Source organism: Amycolatopsis tucumanensis (assembly GCF_021654135.1).
GTDB lineage: Bacteria > Actinomycetota > Actinomycetes > Mycobacteriales > Pseudonocardiaceae > Amycolatopsis_E > Amycolatopsis_E tucumanensis.
This window is the reverse complement of the sequence record NZ_JAKGSD010000038.1, coordinates 50,053-64,888: the sequence shown is the minus strand read 5'-3', so window position 1 is coordinate 64,888 and position 14,836 is coordinate 50,053. Positions and strand designations below refer to the sequence as shown.

Sequence of the window (14,836 nt, the reverse complement as noted above, 5' to 3'; positions counted from 1 at the left end):
GAACCTTCTCAGTCGGTAGTAGTCTCAGTCAAGACTTGATTCGCTGACGGCTCGTTACCGGGGGAGGCGCGCAGGTGACCACGCACGGAGCCTCGCTGATCGACGTGGCCCGCGCGGCCGGGGTGTCCACGGCGACCGCGGGGCGCGCGCTCGGCGGGTACGGGCAGGTCAGCGAGCGGACCCGGGAGCGGGTGCTGGCCGCGGCGGCCGAGCTGGGGTACCGGCCGAACGGGCTGGCGCGCAGCATGGTCACCGGCAGCACGCAGACGATCGGCGTCGTGGTGACGGACGTGGCGAACCCGTTCTTCGCCACCGCGTTGCGCGGGATCACCGACGTGACGTCGCCTGCCGGGTTCGAGGTGCTGCTGGCCAACACCGGCGGTGTGCTGGAAGCCGAGCAGCGGGCGGTCAGCGTGATGTCGGAGAAACGGGTGGACGGCGTGATCGTCGCGGCGGCGCGGCCGGGCGAGGGGGCGCACCTGCGGCGGGCGATGGACGCCGGGGTGCCGGTCGTGCTGATCGACCGGCAGGTCAGCGGGGTGCCGGAGGCCGACAGCATCACCGTGGACAACGACCACGCGGCGGCGGAGGCCGTCGGGCACCTGACGGAGCTGGGGCACCGGCGGATCGGGGTGATCACGGAGGCCGGGGACCAGCTGGCGCGGGTGCGCACGGGCAACCGGCGGCGCGGGCTGTTCCCGAGCGCGGTGCGGCTGCGGGGGTATGTCAGCGCGCTGGAGGCGGCGGGGTTGCCGGTGGACGCCGGGCTGGTGGCTTCGGCGCGGTACGACCGCGAGTCGGCGTATGACGCGATGAACCGGCTGCTGGACCTGCCGGAGCCGCCGACGGCCGTGTTGTGCACCGACAACGTGCTCGCGTCGGGCGCCTACCGGGCGGCGCAGGACCGCGGCCTGCGGATGCCGACGCAGCTGTCGCTGATCGGCTTCGACGACGAGCCGTGGACGACGCTGGTGCGGCCCGAACTGACGATCGTGGAGCAGCCGACGTACGACCTGGGCGCCCGCGCCGGACGGCAACTGCTGGACCGCATCACGGACGGCACCGCGTCCCGGCGGCCGCAGCACATCCAGCTCCGGGCGAAGCTGGTCGCGCGCGGGTCGACGGTGCCGCAGTAGCCTTTCGCCGCCGCGGGTGGGATCCGCCGCGGTTGCGGGGCTGTGCACGCCTCCCGCCCGGTCACGTCCGGCAGCCCCCAGCCCATCCAGCTCCCGGCCAAGCTGGTCGCGCGCGGGTCGACCGTGCCGCAGTGGCCTTTCGCCACCCCGCTCCGCCGCCTCGCCGCGGATCGCGCACACCTCCCGGCAAAACTGGACGCGCGCGGCTCGACCGTGCCGCAGTAGTCGCGCGGGTTTCTCGGGGCTTGGCAGCGCGGGCAACGCTCCGATCGCGGAGCCCGGGGGTCCGCGACCGGAGCGTTGCCCGACCAGTGGCGCGCCGGGAACGGTGGGTGGGTGAGTCAGGCCTCCTCGCCGGGGCCGCTCGGGGTGCGGTCCTCCGGCAGGGAGTTGTCCTCCTCACCGAGGCCCTCGTCCTGTTCGGTGGCGGGGCGGGCTTCCTCGTCCAGGTCTTCGCGGCGGGGGTCGGTCATCGTGGTCTCCTAACGTCCGAAGCGGCCCATGATGGTGCCGGTGCTGAGCACGTGCCCCTCGATGGCGGCGCGCACGTCCTGGCCGGTGGCGTCCTCGCCGAGGCCGAGCTTCCGGTCCACCGCGTACAGCCGGAAGAAGTACCGGTGCGGCTCGTCCCCCACCGGCGGGCGCGGGCCGCCCCAGCCGCGCTCCCCGAAGTCGTTGCGGCCCTCCACACCGGAGTCCAGGCCGGTCGACGTCGGCGCGATTCCGGTGACCACCCAGTGGGTGAACGTCCCGGCGGGCGCGTCCGGGTCCTCGCACAGCAGCACGAGTTCCGCGGCGCCGTCGGGAATGCGCAGCCACTCCAGCGACGGCCGCTCGTTGCCGCCCTCGTAGGAGTACTGCTCGGGGATCAACGTGTTGTCGCTGAAGGAACTGGTGCGCAGCTCGAGCCCGCCGGCGAGCGGTCGCGGCGGCTCGCCGAGGCCAGGGTCGCCCCGGCTCGTGCCGCGGTCGCCGGCCGGTCCGGCCGCGCGCTCTGGGTCCGGCATGGTGCCTCCTCGGGAGATCGGTCGCACCAGCCGACATACCCACTGGCCCGGCGGGTACCCACCGCGGCATGAACCCCGAACGACACCAGGCCCAGGACGACACCGAGGAGAACGCGGACAGCCGCACCTCGATCGCCGAGAGCACCGGCGAACCGTTCGAGCCGCCGCAGCCGGGCAAGACCGCCGTGTCGCGCAGCACCGAAGAGGCCGACACGACCGGCACCGTCGGGCAGGCCGAATACCCCCGGGACACCGAAGGCGGTTAGCGCCGGTCGGGGCACCAACAACGCACGTGCTCCCCCGCAGCCCAGGAGGCAGAACCTCGGGGCGCCACCCACTGGGCGCGCGTGCCACCCGCAAGGGCGTGCTCCGCGCGGCTGAGCCGGCTCACCCCGCGGCCCGCCGCTCATGAAACTGCCGCTCCGGAAGCGGGAACCGGCGCCGGTCAGTCGCGGTCCCGGCCGTGCCCGCGGCCGGGACGGTGGTCGCCGCGGTCGTCGTCGTGGCGGTCTCCCCGGTCGTCACCGGCGCGTGGGGGCTCGGCGGCGGACGTCGGGGTGGGTGACGGTGGCGGCGGGGGCGGCGGCGTGCTCGTCTCGCTGGACAGCACGGCGTCGCTGTCGATCAGGGGGGCCGGGGCGGCCGGGATGAGCCCGAGCCGGTGCGTCTCGGTGACCACGCGGCCGTCCTCGAAGGTGTACGCGATCGTCACCGACACGGTGTTGTCGGCGACTACCGCGGGTGGCGTGGTGACGGTCAGGGCCGTGATGCCCGCCCAGCGAGCGCGGTAGGCGTCCTGGCCCTGCGCCTGCATCTTCGGGCCGAGGCGGGTCCACGCGTTGTCCGGCCGGGCGGGCAGCAGCGCGTAGTACTCGCGCACCGCCCCGGTGATCGCGGCGGCGTCGAGCGCCGCGGGCGGCGGGGCCGGCGCCGGGGCCGGCGGGTCGGGCGTGAGCTGCGTGAACAGGATGACGACCGCCAGCACCGCGAGCAGCACGCCCACGACGGGCAGCAAGAACCGGCGCTTCGACGCGACGAGCCCGGCGACCCGCTTGTTCAGCCGTGTCCCGGCTCCGGCCGCCCCAGCCACCGGAGTGTTCAGCCGCCTCCCAGCGGCAACCGGCGCGTTCACTCGCGTGCCAGCGGCAACCGGCGCGTTCACCCGCGTCCCGGCACCGCCTGGCCCGGCAACCGGCGCCACCGGCACGGTCAGCGAAGACGGCGTCACCACCGGTTGCGTCCGCGCCCGCGCCGGGTTCAGCGTGCGCGGCGGCACCGGCTGCCCGTCCGCGACCGCCTGCAGCGCGGTCACCACCTGCACGGTGCTGGGCCGCTGGGCGGGGTCGGGCCGCAGCATCGCCATCAGCACCGGGGCGAGCGGGCCGGCGTACTGCGGTTCCGGCACCTCCCCGGCGGCGACGCGGTGCAGCAACGCGATCGGGTTCTCGTCGTCGCCGAACGGCGGCACTCCCTCGACCGCGTCGTAGAGCGTGGCGCCCAGCGAGAACACGTCGGAGTCGGGCGTCGGCTCCTCGCCGCGGGCGATCTCCGGCGCGAGGAACATCGGCGTCCCGGAGACCAGGCCGCCCTGCGTCAGCGCCGAGTCGCCGGTCGCGCGCGAGATGCCGAAGTCCGCGATCTTGACCGTGCCGTCGTCGGCGACGAGCAGGTTGCCCGGTTTGACGTCGCGGTGCACGATCCCGGCCGCGTGGGCGGCGGCCAGCGCGCCGGCGGCCTGCAGCCCGATCCGCGCGACGGCCTCAGGCGTGAGCAGCCCCTGCTCGGCGACGACCTCGGCGAGGCTGCGGGACGGCACGTACTCCATCACCAGCACGGGCTGGCCGTTGTGCTCGGCGACGTCGTGCACGGTGACCACGTTGGGGTGGCGCAGCCGGGCGGCGTTGCGGCCTTCGCGCAGGATCCGCTGCCGCGCCTGCTCGCTCTGCGCCGGGCCCGGCCACAGCTGCTTGACCGCGACCTGGCGCTCCAGACGCTCGTCACGAGCCAGCCAGACGACGCCTGTGCCGCCGGCCCCGACACGGCTCTCCAGCCGATACCGCCCGGCGAGGAGGTTGCCGGCGCCGTCCACGGTCAGTCCGTCCGTAGTCGTCACCCGGTCAGGTTACGGACCGGCCTGCTCCGGGACGAGAGCGGGCAGCCACCACACCATCAACGCCGACCACACCACGTGCGTCACCAGCGGCGCCAGCACCCCGCCGCCCGACCGCCGCTGCCACGCGAACACCGTGCCCATCACGGCGGACGCCGCGACCAGCGCGGGGTTGCGGGTGGCGGTGGTGGTCAGGACGTACACGGCCGTCGACCCGGTCGCGCCCAGCGCGTTGTAGACCGGGCCGCGGAAGAAGAGCTCCTCGGCCGCGCCGTTGGCCAGCGTCGTGAGCAGCACGGCACCGCCGTTGCCCGCACTCGCGTAGCGCAGCACGCGCCGCAGCGCCCGCCGCAGCACCGGGATCCGCCGGCCCATCTCGGCACCGGCGCGGAACACCGCGAACGCGCCGACGCCGCAAGCAACCGGCCCGGCGCCGACCCGGCCGGCGGGCGTCCGGTCGAGCAGGCTCCCGGCGGCCCAGACCCCAGCCACCGCCGCGGTCGAACCGACGAACTCCCGCGAACCCGGTTTCCGCGTCAAGGAGTATCCCAGCAGCCCGGCCCCAGCCGCCGTGACCAGCCCCAGCGCGGTCTTCACGCCCCGGCCCGCTCCCGCAACGCGGCCACCACCGCGGCGTCGAAGCCCATCGGCTCGAAGGGCACCACCTCACGCAGGCTGTGGTCCCGCACCACGACCTCGTTGATCATCGAGTCGACCAGCGACCGGCCGGTGCGGGCGTCCACGTCGGTGACCAGCGACAGCCACAGCGACGACAGCCTCGGCGACAGCAGCGGCACCGGCACGATGACCCGGAACCGGCCCTCGATCCCGGCGACGCGCTTCAGCATCTCGCCGTAGGCCAGGACGTCCGGGCCGCCTGCCTCGAAGACCCGCCCCGGCGGCACGTCCAGCAGCGCGACCAGGTAGCGGACGACGTCGGCCAGCGCGATCGGCTGGGTGCGTGTGCCGACCCACCGCGGGGTGACCATCGCGGGCAGGTGCTCGACCAGCTGGCGCGTGATCTCCCAGGAGATCCCGCCGTGGCCGATGACGATCCCGGCGCGCAGCACGGTCACCGGCACGCCCGCCTCCCCCAGCAGGCCCTCCACCTCGCGGCGGCTGCGCAAGTGCGGGGACAGGTCGTCGGCGTCGTCGCCGAGCCCGCCGAGGTAGAGGATCCGGGACAGGCCGGCGTCCGCGGCGGCGCGGGCGAAGTTGCGCGCGGCGCGGGCGTCGCGGCGTTCGAAGTCCGGCTCGCCCAGCGAGTGCACCAGGTAGTAGGCCGCGGCGGCGCCGGCCAGCGCTTCGCGAAGGGAACCGGCGTCGTGCACGTCGCCGTGGACCGGTTCGCCCGCCCCCGCGTAGTCGTCCGGGCGCCGGGTCATCGCGACGACGTCGTGGCCGGCTTCGACGAGCGCCGGGCACAACCGCCGTCCCACGAACCCGGACGCCCCCGCCACCGCCACCCGCATCGGCCGTCCTCCACGCTATCTTAGCGATGATATTCTTACAGTAGAAATGTTTTGAGGGGATCCTATGCCGAAGCGCGACAAGCCGCAGCCGGACGCGGTCGATCTGATGCTCGCCGAGTGGCGCCGCGAGGCGCCGGAGATCGACGCGTCGCCGCTGGCGGTGTTCGGGCGGCTGCACCGCGCCTTCGACGGGTACACCGTGCAGCTCAACCGGGTGTTCGGGCGGTACGGGGTCAACATCTCCGCGTTCGGCATCCTGGCCGCGCTGCGGCGCGTCGGCGCACCGTACCGCCGGACGGCGGGCGAGCTGGCGGACGCGAACCTGCTCACCACGGGCGGCATCACGCAGCGGGTCGACAAGCTGGAGGCCGCCGGCCTGGTGTACCGCGAACGCGACGCCGCCGACCGCCGCATCGTCTACATCGGACTCACCGACGAGGGCCTCGCACTGACCGACAAGGTCGCGGAGGTCCACTTCGCCAACGAGAACCGGATGCTGGCGGGCCTGACGAAGACCGAGCGGACGCAGCTGGCGCAGCTGCTCAGCCGTCTGGAGCATTCGATCCGGCTGGCCGAGATGGCCGACCGCGCCGAATCCGAGGGGAACCGTCCGGGCCGCCGGTGAGTCGGACCGGTAAACGATCATCCCCCCGGAAGGCTGCCTGATGACCGACCCCGTGCCGAACCTCGGCAACGACGCCACGGCGACCCTGTTCGACGCGATCGACTTCGCGGTCGAAAACGCGGAAACGACCGAGTCCGGGTTCGTGCCCTTCGTGCTCGCCGTGATGCCCGACGGCGAGAAGGTCGCGACGCGCTACGTCGACTCCGAGGAGAACTTCACCGTCGAGGGCAGCGTCGCGCTGGCCCGCCAGGACCTCGCCGCGGCCGACCCGGTCCCCCGCCACGTCGCGCTGGCCTGGGACGGTTTCCTGACCCTGGACGAGGACCGGACCGAGGCCGTGTTCGTCGACGCCTACGAGCAGGGCAGGCCGGAGGGCGTGCGGTTCGCGCAGCGCTACTACCGCACCAGCGGCGGCCTGGAGATGATCGGGAACCCGTTGCTGCTCGGCCACCGCCCCGAGCCGATGCTGCCCCACCCGGCCGGACCCGGGCAGGCAGGCGACGGACGGGTCGCCGCGATCGCCCGGATCCAGGCCATGGTGGACGAGCGGAAGCGGCGCTAGCTGTTGTGACTCGTGAGGTTGTGGACGGCGTGCCGGGTTGATTGTGGGGAGGGCCTCCGGGCGGAGTGGGTGTTGCGACGCATCCACTACCAGCCCTGGAGGTCCTCGATGGGTCACGCTAACGGCATCACCGTGCTGCGAATCCTGACCGACAACGCCCTGGCCTACCGCCGAGGCACCTGCTGGGCCGCGGTCCGCACCGCCCTCGGGCTGCGCCGCCGCTACATCAAACCCGGCTGCCCCTGGACCAACGGCAAAGCCGAACGCTTCCACCGCACCCTGCTCACCGAATTCGCCTACGCCCAGCCCCGGACCCCCAACACCCACCGCCTGGCAACCTTGCCCACCTGGGTCCAGCACTACAACACTGAACGCCCACACTCCGCCCTAACAGGCCACCCACCCATCACCCGACTGCCCTGACCCTCCACACCCTGCCAGGTCACAACACCTATCCCGCCCAGGGCAGGGGCGCCTCGTCGAGGCCCCAGTACACGCTCTTCTGCCGCAGGTACCCGAGGATCCCCTCGCGGCCCTTGTCGACGCCCAGCCCGCTCTCCTTCCTGCCGGAGAACGGCGTCGAGATGCTGAACTGCTTGTACGTGTTGATCCACACCGTCCCGGCCTCGATCCGCCGCGCGAGGCGCCACGCGCGGCGGTAGTCGGCGGTCCAGATGCCGCACGCCAGGCCGTACACGGTGTCGTTCGCCTGCGCCACCAGGTCCTCTTCGTCGCGGTAGGGCAGCAGCACGCCGACCGGGCCGAAGATCTCCTCCTGGCACGTCTTCGACGAGTTCGACAGCCCCTCCAGCAGGGTCGGCGGGTAGTACGCGCCCGCCGACGGCGGCACCTCTCCCCCGCACAGCACCCGCGCCCCCTCCTCGCGCGCGCGGTCCACCAGCGCGGCCACCCGGTCGCGGTGCGCGAACGTCGCCAGCGGCGCCACCTGCGTGTCCGCCGCCGTGCCCGGGCCCATGCGCAGCCGGGACGCGCCCGCCACCAGCAGGTCCCGGAACTCGGCGTACCGCGACTCCGGCAGGAAGATGCGCGACCCGGCGATGCAGCTCTGCCCGGTGGAGGAGAAGATCCCGTACAGGATCCCGGCCACCGCCTGCTCGGCCGCCGCGTCCGGGCACACGATCGTCGGCGACTTGCCGCCCAGTTCCATCGTCACCGGCATGACCTTGTCCGCCGCGATCCGCCCGATCGCCCGCCCGGTCGACGTGCCCCCGGTGAAGGCGACCTTCCCGACCGCGGGGTGCCGCACGATCGCGTCCCCCACCACCGAACCCGGGCCCGGCAGCACGGACAGCAACCGCGCCGGCACACCGGCCTCCAGCACCAGCCGGGCCAGCGCCAGCGACACCAGCGGCGTCGCCTCGGCCGGTTTGAGCAGCACACCGTTGCCCGCCGCGAGCGCGGGTGCGATCTTCTGCGCGTCGCTGGCGATCGGCGAGTTCCACGGGGTGATCGCGCCGACCACCCCGACCGGCTCGTACACCGACATCGTCAGCCACGGCCCGCGTTGCGGGGTCAGCGCGGTCTCCATCGTCTCCAGCGCCGCCGCGTAGAACCGGAACGTCGCCGCCGCGCTCGCCACCAGCGCGCGCGTCTCGCGCAGCGCCTTGCCGGTGTTGCGGGTCTGCAGCAGGGCCAGCGACTCCCCGTCCCGCTCGATCAGGTCGCCGACCCGGGCCAGGACCCGGGCCCGTTCGTGTGGGAGCAACGCCGCCCACTCGGCCACCCAGGCCGCGCTGGCCGCCTCGTCGACGTCCCTGGCGGACGCGCCGTGCACGACCGCGATCGGCTCACCGGTCGCCGGGTCCACGCACTCCAGCGGCGCCCCACCGCCGCGCCGCCACCGCCCGGCCACCAGGATCTCGTCCGCGGGCACTGTCATCGAGCCACCTCCACAGGCCGTCCAGAATCGGCAGAATAACTTAGCTCTAAGTTAATTGGAAGCCGTTGACACTATCGAAACCAACCTTCAGAAAACTTAGAGCTAAGGGTTGTCGTCGCCCGGGTCGCGGTGCTACAAACTCTTCCCAAGTTCCCTTAGAGCTAAGACATCCAAGGAGATCCCGTGACGACGACGCAAGCCGGCCTCGAGGAACTGATCGACTCCTGCATCGCCACCCGCGAATCCCGCTACGAGGACTGGGACACGCTCGGCTTCCAGACCAAGGCGGGCGAGCAGTTCCGCCGCGCGCAGGTCCGCTACATCGGCTCCGGCGCCACCGGCAACCACGACACCGACAACCGCATCCTGCCCTCGGAGCACTTCACGTTCTCCAACATGCGGCTGCCCGCCGGCGCGATCGGCCCCGAGCACACCCACCACGACGTGGAAGAGGTCTTCTTCGTCCTGGAAGGCACCCTCGAAGTCACCGTGCACGACGTGGAAGACGGCACCAAGACCGCCAGCCGCGTGCTGGGCTACCGCGACCTGATCCGCGTCCCGGCCGGAGTGCCGCGCAGCCTGCGCAACATCGGCGACACCGACGCCCTGTTCGCGGTGATCATCGGCGCGCAGAAGCCGCAGCTGCCGACCTACCCGCCGACCTCGCCGATGCACGGCGTGACCCGCGACTGAAGCCATGACCCGGACGGTACGAGTTCACCAGAGCACCTGGCTGACCGACGGGGTCGTGCGCGTCGAGCTGCGCGACCCCGCCGGGGCGGCCCTGCCGGCGTGGGAGCCGGGCGCGCACCTGTCGCTGCACCTGCCCAACGGGCTGGTCCGGGAGTACTCGCTGTGCGGCGACCCGGCGGACGGGCACAACTGGACCGTGGCCGTCCTGCGCGAGCCGTCCTCCCGCGGCGGCAGCGCCTGGGTGCACGAGCGCCTCACCCCGGGCACGCTGATCGAGGTCGACGGGCCACGCAACAACTTCACCCTCGAAGACGCGCCCCGGCACCTGCTGATCGCGGGCGGCATCGGCATCACTCCCCTGCTGGCGATGGCGAACCACCTGGAGCAGCGGGGTTCCGACTGGTCCATGCTCTACTGTGGACGCTCCCGGTCGAGCATGGCCTTCCTGGCCGACCTGCCCGCGGACCGGGTGCGCGTGCACGCCGACGACGAGCGCGGCGGACCGCCTGACCTGGCGGCCGAGCTGGCTGAACTCCGGCCGGGCACGCTCGTCTACTGCTGCGGCCCGGAACCGCTCATCGCCGCCGTCGAGGCCGCGCTGCCGGACGCCTCGATGCTGCGGGTGGAGCGGTTCCGCGCACCGGAACCCGAAACCACCGGGCCGGACCACGGCTTCGACGTGGTGTGCGGCGGGTCGGGGCGCCGGGTTCCGGTTCCCGCCGGGGTGTCCATCTTGGACGCTCTCGCCGGGGCCGGGGTGTCCGTGCCCAACTCCTGCCGGGAAGGGGTGTGCGGCACCTGCGAGACCAAGGTGCTCGCCGGCGAACCCGAGCACCGCGACTTCCTGCTGAGCGACGACGAGAAGGCGGCCGGCGGCACGATGCTGATCTGCGTGTCGCGCAGCCGGTCGGCCGAGCTCGTCCTGGACGTGGAGGACTGAGGACATGCCTTCCAGCTACGAGAACGCGTTCGGCGACGAACTCGAGGCGATCTACGGCCGCGGCGTGCACGACCTGCCCGGCGTGGTGGCCGCGCTCAACTCCTCCGGGGTGCGCCCCGCGGGCGGCGAGGACTGGACCGAGTCGTCGTTCACTGCCGAACTGGCCCGCCTGAGCGGAACGGAGAGCTAGACGTGAACCCCTTGCACACCCCCGAGGGCCTGCTGGCGTTCGGGCTGCGGGACCGCTGGTACCCGCTGTGCCCGTCCGGGCACGTACGTCCCGGTGAGCTGGTCCGGATCGAGCGCGCGGGCGAGCAGCTGCTGCTGTGGCGCGACGCCGCCGGAGTCGTGCACGTTCAGGAGGACCGCTGCCCGCACCGCGCCGCCCGGCTGTCGCAGGGCGTGCACATGGGCGACCGGGTGGCCTGCAACTACCACGGCGTGCAGGTCGACACCGAGGGCACGGTGGTGTCCGTGCCGGGCAGCCCGGGCTGCGCCCTGGAGGGCCGCCGCGTGCTGCGGACGTTCCCGGCGGAGGAGCACGCCGGAGCGGTCTTCGCCTGGTTCGGGCTCGACGAGTCGGCGCCACCGGCCCCGCTGGAGGTGCCGGAGCCGATCGCGGGCGGAGAGTGGTCGGAGTTCCTCTGCTACGTCGAGTGGGACGCGCCCTACCTGTACTCGCTGGACAACCTGCTCGACCCGATGCACGGCGCGTTCCTGCACCGCAACAGCCACACGATGTTCGCGGGCAAGCGCGAGGCGGTCTTCCAGATCCGCGCGACCGACAACGGTTTCGTGTTCGAGAAGACTGACCAGCGCGGCGTGAACTTCGACTGGGTCGAGCTGACCCACGGCGGCGCGGACTGGGTCACCCTCGACATCCCGTACCCGGACACTGCGGGCCCGGGCGGGCCGTTCACGATCGTCGCCGGGCTGTGCGCGATCTCGGCGAACCGGCACGCCGGGTTCTTCTGGCGCTGCCGCAAGGTGTCCGGCTGGGAACGGGACAGCTGGCGCTTCCTCTACCGCAACCGGCTGGAGGCCCGGCACTACGCGGTGCTGGAGCAGGACCGCGAGATGGCCGAGGCGATGCCCGCCGACGCCTGGGACCGGGAGAACCTCTACCAGCACGACATCGCGCTCGTCCGGATGCGCCGCCTGCTGAAGGCGGAGGCCGCGAAACAGGCGGCCCGCCTGACCGAGCCCGCGACCGCAGCGCCGGTCCCGGTCGCCTGAACCCTTGGAGGACACCATGTCCGAACCCGTCGTCCGGTTGCGGGCGCTGCGGTCGGTGACCCTGCGCTCCACCGCGTGCGCCGACGCGGGCGAGTTCTACCGCGAGGTGTGGGGCCTGCGGCAGGTCGAGCAGGACACCGGCGCGGTGTGGCTGCGCGGCACCAGCAGCGAGCACCACGTGCTGCAGTTGCAGCAGGCGGAGCGCAACGCACTCGGCAAGGTGGCCTTCGCGGTCGCCACGCCACGCGAGATCGACGAGGCCGCGAGCCGCCTGGTTGCGCAGGGCATCCCGCTGGTCACCGAGCCCGGCAAGCTGGACCAGGTCGGCGGCGGCTACGGGCTGCGCTTCGCCGATCCGGAGGGACGGCTGATCGAGTTGTCCGCGGACGTGTTCGCCGTGACCCCGGACGATCCGGACGGCCACCCGGCGGTGCCGCGGAAGCTGGCGCACGTCGTGCTCAACACCGCCGACATCGACGCGGCCTGCGAGTTCTACACCCGTGTGCTCGGCATGCGGATCTCCGACTGGTCGGAGCACCAGATGGCGTTCCTGCGCTGCAACGCCGACCACCACGTGATCGCGTTCAACCAGGCGCCGTTCGCGTCGGTCAACCACGTCGCCTACGAGATGGCCTCGATCGACCACTTCATGCGTGGCATCGGGCGGCTGCGGCACAACGGGATCACCCCGCTGTGGGGTCCGGGGCGGCACGGGCCGGGCAGCAACACGTTCGGCTACTTCGCCGACCCGGCCGGGCTGGTGTGCGAGTACACCTCCGAGGTCGAGCAGGTCGTGGAGGACGCGTGGCTGTGCCGGGTGTGGCGGCGCACGCCCGAGCTGTCCGACCTGTGGGGCACCGCGGGCCCGCCGTCGAAGGACGTCCGCACCCACATGGCGGGCGTGCCCGACCCCGGTTACACGGCTTGGTGGCGGGGATGAGGGCCGGGGTGATCGGCGCGGGCTCGATCGGCGGCGTGGTCGCCCGCGCCCTGCGCGACGGAACCGTGCCGGGTGCGACGCTGTCCGGCGTCGTGGACCCCGCGGGTGCGACGGACCTGCCACTGGTGTCGCTGGACGAGCTGCTGTCCACTTCGGACCTGATCGTCGAGGCGGCCGGGCAGCGGGCACTGGCGGAGGTCGGGCCGCAGGTGCTGGCCGCCGGGCGGGACCTGCTGGTCGTGTCGGTCGGCGCGCTGGCCGACGACGCCCTGCTGGACAAGCTGCTGTCCGCGGGCCCCGGTGAGCTGCACCTGTCGACCGGCGCGATCGGCGGCCTGGATCTGCTGCGGGCGGCGGCCCGGATGGCGCCGCTGTCCCGGGTCACCATCGAGACCACGAAACTCGCCGCGAACCTGGTGCAGCCGTGGATGTCCGACGAGGAGGCCGCGCGGCTGCGGACCACGGCCGAGCCGGTCGAGCTGATGCGCGGCCCGGCACGCGAGGTGACGGCGGCGTTCCCGAAGTCGGCGAACGTGGCGGCCTCGGTGGCGCTGGCCGTGGGCGACTGGGACGTGGTCGAGGCGGCGGTGATCGCCGACCCGGCCGCCGAGCTGACCTCGCACGTCATCACCGCCGACGGGCCGGCCGGGTCGTACCGGTTCGAGATCCGCAACCGGCCCTCGCCGCGGACGCCGACGAGCAGCGAGGTCGTGCCGCACGCGGTGCTCGCCGCGATCGCCGCGCTGGCGGAGCCGCGGGTGGTGTTCCGGTGACCCCCGTGTTGCTGCTGCACGGCATCGGCGGGTCCGGCGGGTCCTTCGAGTCGCAGGTAAACGTTCTGGCGGAGCGGCACCGGGTGGTGGCCTGGGACGCGCCCGGGTACGGGGACTCGCCGGACCCGGAACGCGCCGACATCGCCTGGTACGCCGAGCAGGCCGCGCGGATCTTCGACGAACCCGCCCACGTGGTGGGGGTGTCGTGGGGCGGGGTGATCGCGACCCGGCTCGCGCTGGAGCACCCCGTGCTGTCGCTGACCCTGGCCGACTCCACCCGCGGCTCCGGCACCAGCGCGGAGGCCGCGGCCCGGATGCGGGCGCGGGTGGACGAGCTGGCCGAGGTGGGTGCCGCGGAGTTCGCGCGACGGCGGGCACCGCGCCTGAGCTCCGATCCGGTGACCCGCGCCAAGGTCGAGGCGACGATGGCCCGGGTGCGCCTGGCCGGATACCGCGCGGCCGCGGAGTCGATGGCCACCACCGACCACGGTCCCCTGCTGGGCCGGATCAGTGTGCCGACGCTGGTGGTCGTGGGCGCCGACGACCAGGTCACCGGCGTCGAGGAGAGCCGGCTGCTGGCGCGGGAGATCCCCGGGGCGCGGCTGCGGGTGATCGGCGGCGGGCACGCGGCCAACCAGGAGTGCCCCGGCGAGTTCAACGAGGTCCTGCTGAAGTTCCTGTCCGAAGTGGAGGCCGCGCGATGCGCCTGATCGTGGTGACCGGCGCCGGGCGCGGGCTCGGCTGGGCGATCGCCGACGCCCTCGGCGCGTCCGGGGCGCAGGTCGTGGTCGCCGAACGCGACCCGGAGCGCGCCGCCCGCGGGGTGGCGCAGCTCGAAGAGCGCGGGCGGACCGTGCACCGGATCGACACCGACGTCGCCGATCCCGATTCGGTGGCGGGGCTGGCGGAACAGGTCGCGAAGATCGGGCCCCTGCACGGTCTGGTCAACAACGCGGCGATGGCCGACGGCGTGGGCGGCAAGCACTTCGCCGACCTGGAGGTGGAGGCGTGGGACCGGCTGATGACGGTCAACGCGCGCGGCCCGTGGCTGGTCGCCCGCGCCCTGTACCCGCAGCTCGCGGCCACCGGCGGGCGGATCGTGAACATCGCCTCCGACGTCGCGCTGTTCGGGCCGCCGCGCCTGGTGCACTACGTGTCCTCGAAGGGCGCGGTGATCGCGATGACCCGCGCGATGGCCCGCGACGCCGGGCCGGACGGGGTGACGGTGAACGCGGTCGCGCCCGGCCTGACCGAGGTCGAGGCGACCGAGCGGGTGCCGCGCGAACGGCACCAGCTCTACGCGAACGGGCGGGCGCTGACCCGGGCGCAGCAACCGGGTGACGTGGTGGGCGCGGTGGAGTTCCTGCTCTCCGACGCCGCCTCGTTCATCACCGGGCAAACGTTGGTCGTCGACGGCGGATTCGTCTGCCACTAGGAGTTTT

General features: G+C 73.2%; 19 protein-coding genes. 13 read left to right on the top strand and 6 right to left on the bottom strand.

Annotated elements, in window-relative coordinates; all coding sequences use genetic code 11:
- Positions 1-74 precede the first annotated feature (74 nt).
- Positions 75-1,136 (top strand): LacI family DNA-binding transcriptional regulator, encoded by a 1,062-nt coding sequence (locus L2C96_RS30260; RefSeq protein ID WP_237338623.1) that lies wholly within the window; start codon positions 75-77, stop codon positions 1,134-1,136.
- A gap of 341 nt (positions 1,137-1,477) precedes the next feature.
- Here the strand turns inward: L2C96_RS30260 and L2C96_RS44755 are convergent, their stop codons facing one another.
- Both L2C96_RS44755 and L2C96_RS30255 read right to left on the bottom strand, forming a co-directional pair.
- Positions 1,478-1,609, bottom strand: a complete 132-nt coding sequence (locus L2C96_RS44755) for a hypothetical protein (RefSeq protein WP_017981498.1) — start codon at positions 1,607-1,609, stop codon at positions 1,478-1,480.
- A 9-nt stretch (positions 1,610-1,618) separates the two neighbouring features.
- On the bottom strand, positions 1,619-2,143 hold the full coding sequence (locus tag L2C96_RS30255) for a YbhB/YbcL family Raf kinase inhibitor-like protein (protein ID WP_237338622.1): 525 nt from the start codon (positions 2,141-2,143) through the stop codon (positions 1,619-1,621).
- Positions 2,144-2,211: 68 nt separating this feature from the next.
- Between L2C96_RS30255 and L2C96_RS30250 the strand changes: the two genes are divergently transcribed.
- A complete protein-coding gene (locus L2C96_RS30250; RefSeq protein WP_020418968.1) occupies positions 2,212-2,409 on the top strand; it encodes a hypothetical protein in 198 nt (65 codons plus the stop codon).
- A gap of 179 nt (positions 2,410-2,588) precedes the next feature.
- Here the strand turns inward: L2C96_RS30250 and L2C96_RS30245 are convergent, their stop codons facing one another.
- From L2C96_RS30245 to L2C96_RS30235, 3 genes are read right to left on the bottom strand one after another with little or no spacing between them, the layout of a single operon-like run.
- Entirely contained in the window at positions 2,589-4,256 is a 1,668-nt protein-coding gene (locus tag L2C96_RS30245) for a serine/threonine-protein kinase (protein WP_237338621.1), read from the bottom strand.
- A gap of 9 nt (positions 4,257-4,265) precedes the next feature.
- Complete coding sequence (locus tag L2C96_RS30240; RefSeq protein ID WP_237338620.1) at positions 4,266-4,850, bottom strand: CPBP family intramembrane glutamic endopeptidase; 585 nt, start codon at positions 4,848-4,850, stop codon at positions 4,266-4,268.
- Complete coding sequence (locus tag L2C96_RS30235) at positions 4,847-5,725, bottom strand: NAD(P)H-binding protein (protein ID WP_237338619.1); 879 nt, start codon at positions 5,723-5,725, stop codon at positions 4,847-4,849. The genes L2C96_RS30240 and L2C96_RS30235 overlap by 4 nt, the downstream gene beginning before the upstream one ends.
- A 64-nt stretch (positions 5,726-5,789) precedes the next feature.
- Here L2C96_RS30235 and L2C96_RS30230 point away from each other — a divergent pair, with 64 nt between their 5' ends.
- The 3 genes from L2C96_RS30230 to L2C96_RS30220 all read left to right on the top strand — a co-directional run bounded on the left by L2C96_RS30230 (position 5,790) and on the right by L2C96_RS30220 (position 7,335).
- Positions 5,790-6,350 (top strand): MarR family winged helix-turn-helix transcriptional regulator, encoded by a 561-nt coding sequence (locus L2C96_RS30230; RefSeq protein WP_237338618.1) that lies wholly within the window; start codon positions 5,790-5,792, stop codon positions 6,348-6,350.
- Positions 6,351-6,390: 40 nt separating this feature from the next.
- On the top strand, positions 6,391-6,912 hold the full coding sequence (locus L2C96_RS30225; protein ID WP_237338617.1) for a hypothetical protein: 522 nt from the start codon (positions 6,391-6,393) through the stop codon (positions 6,910-6,912).
- Between the two features lie 108 nt (positions 6,913-7,020).
- Positions 7,021-7,335 carry an integrase core domain-containing protein gene (locus L2C96_RS30220; RefSeq protein ID WP_237338616.1) on the top strand — a complete coding sequence of 105 codons (315 nt, stop codon included), beginning with the start codon at positions 7,021-7,023 and terminating at the stop codon, positions 7,333-7,335.
- A gap of 28 nt (positions 7,336-7,363) precedes the next feature.
- Here L2C96_RS30220 and L2C96_RS30215 read toward each other — a convergent pair whose 3' ends face one another.
- Positions 7,364-8,812 (bottom strand): aldehyde dehydrogenase, encoded by a 1,449-nt coding sequence (locus tag L2C96_RS30215; protein ID WP_237338615.1) that lies wholly within the window; start codon positions 8,810-8,812, stop codon positions 7,364-7,366.
- A 183-nt stretch (positions 8,813-8,995) separates the two neighbouring features.
- On the opposite strand from L2C96_RS30215, the gene L2C96_RS30210 reads away from it, so the two are divergent.
- The 8 genes from L2C96_RS30210 to L2C96_RS30175 are packed head-to-tail and all read left to right on the top strand — an operon-like array spanning position 8,996 to position 14,829.
- Positions 8,996-9,505 (top strand): cupin domain-containing protein, encoded by a 510-nt coding sequence (locus tag L2C96_RS30210; RefSeq protein WP_237338614.1) that lies wholly within the window; start codon positions 8,996-8,998, stop codon positions 9,503-9,505.
- Positions 9,506-9,509: 4 nt separating this feature from the next.
- Positions 9,510-10,445, top strand: coding sequence for a PDR/VanB family oxidoreductase (locus L2C96_RS30205; protein WP_237338613.1), 936 nt, complete (start codon positions 9,510-9,512; stop codon positions 10,443-10,445).
- A 4-nt stretch (positions 10,446-10,449) separates the two neighbouring features.
- Positions 10,450-10,635 carry a recombinase-like helix-turn-helix domain-containing protein gene (locus tag L2C96_RS30200; RefSeq protein ID WP_020418958.1) on the top strand — a complete coding sequence of 62 codons (186 nt, stop codon included), beginning with the start codon at positions 10,450-10,452 and terminating at the stop codon, positions 10,633-10,635.
- A gap of 2 nt (positions 10,636-10,637) precedes the next feature.
- Positions 10,638-11,681: a Rieske 2Fe-2S domain-containing protein gene (locus tag L2C96_RS30195; protein ID WP_237338612.1), complete on the top strand. Its 1,044-nt coding sequence runs from the start codon at positions 10,638-10,640 to the stop codon at positions 11,679-11,681.
- A gap of 16 nt (positions 11,682-11,697) precedes the next feature.
- Entirely contained in the window at positions 11,698-12,621 is a 924-nt protein-coding gene (locus tag L2C96_RS30190) for a VOC family protein (protein ID WP_237338611.1), read from the top strand.
- Positions 12,618-13,394 carry an aspartate dehydrogenase domain-containing protein gene (locus L2C96_RS30185; protein WP_237338610.1) on the top strand — a complete coding sequence of 259 codons (777 nt, stop codon included), beginning with the start codon at positions 12,618-12,620 and terminating at the stop codon, positions 13,392-13,394. Before L2C96_RS30190 ends, L2C96_RS30185 begins: the two co-directional genes overlap by 4 nt.
- Entirely contained in the window at positions 13,391-14,104 is a 714-nt protein-coding gene (locus L2C96_RS30180) for an alpha/beta fold hydrolase (RefSeq protein WP_237338609.1), read from the top strand. Before L2C96_RS30185 ends, L2C96_RS30180 begins: the two co-directional genes overlap by 4 nt.
- Positions 14,095-14,829, top strand: coding sequence for an SDR family oxidoreductase (locus L2C96_RS30175; RefSeq protein WP_237338608.1), 735 nt, complete (start codon positions 14,095-14,097; stop codon positions 14,827-14,829). The genes L2C96_RS30180 and L2C96_RS30175 overlap by 10 nt, the downstream gene beginning before the upstream one ends.
- The last annotated feature ends 7 nt before the right edge of the window (positions 14,830-14,836 follow it).

Bases quoted from the DNA above. Each gene is read 5' to 3' on its own strand.
- L2C96_RS30250 (WP_020418968.1), top strand. From the start codon at position 2,212: ATGAACCCCGAACGACACCAGGCCCAGGACGACACCGAGGAGAACGCG.
- L2C96_RS30190 (WP_237338611.1), top strand. From the start codon at position 11,698: ATGTCCGAACCCGTCGTCCGGTTGCGGGCGCTGCGGTCGGTGACCCTG.
- L2C96_RS30255 (WP_237338622.1), bottom strand. From the start codon at position 2,143: ATGCCGGACCCAGAGCGCGCGGCCGGACCGGCCGGCGACCGCGGCACG.
- L2C96_RS30200 (WP_020418958.1), top strand. From the start codon at position 10,450: ATGCCTTCCAGCTACGAGAACGCGTTCGGCGACGAACTCGAGGCGATC.
- L2C96_RS30215 (WP_237338615.1), bottom strand. From the start codon at position 8,812: ATGACAGTGCCCGCGGACGAGATCCTGGTGGCCGGGCGGTGGCGGCGC.
- L2C96_RS30175 (WP_237338608.1), top strand. From the start codon at position 14,095: ATGCGCCTGATCGTGGTGACCGGCGCCGGGCGCGGGCTCGGCTGGGCG.
- L2C96_RS30185 (WP_237338610.1), top strand. From the start codon at position 12,618: ATGAGGGCCGGGGTGATCGGCGCGGGCTCGATCGGCGGCGTGGTCGCC.
- L2C96_RS30225 (WP_237338617.1), top strand. From the start codon at position 6,391: ATGACCGACCCCGTGCCGAACCTCGGCAACGACGCCACGGCGACCCTG.
- L2C96_RS44755 (WP_017981498.1), bottom strand. From the start codon at position 1,609: ATGACCGACCCCCGCCGCGAAGACCTGGACGAGGAAGCCCGCCCCGCC.
- L2C96_RS30235 (WP_237338619.1), bottom strand. From the start codon at position 5,725: ATGCGGGTGGCGGTGGCGGGGGCGTCCGGGTTCGTGGGACGGCGGTTG.
- L2C96_RS30205 (WP_237338613.1), top strand. From the start codon at position 9,510: ATGACCCGGACGGTACGAGTTCACCAGAGCACCTGGCTGACCGACGGG.
- L2C96_RS30220 (WP_237338616.1), top strand. From the start codon at position 7,021: ATGGGTCACGCTAACGGCATCACCGTGCTGCGAATCCTGACCGACAAC.
- L2C96_RS30230 (WP_237338618.1), top strand. From the start codon at position 5,790: ATGCCGAAGCGCGACAAGCCGCAGCCGGACGCGGTCGATCTGATGCTC.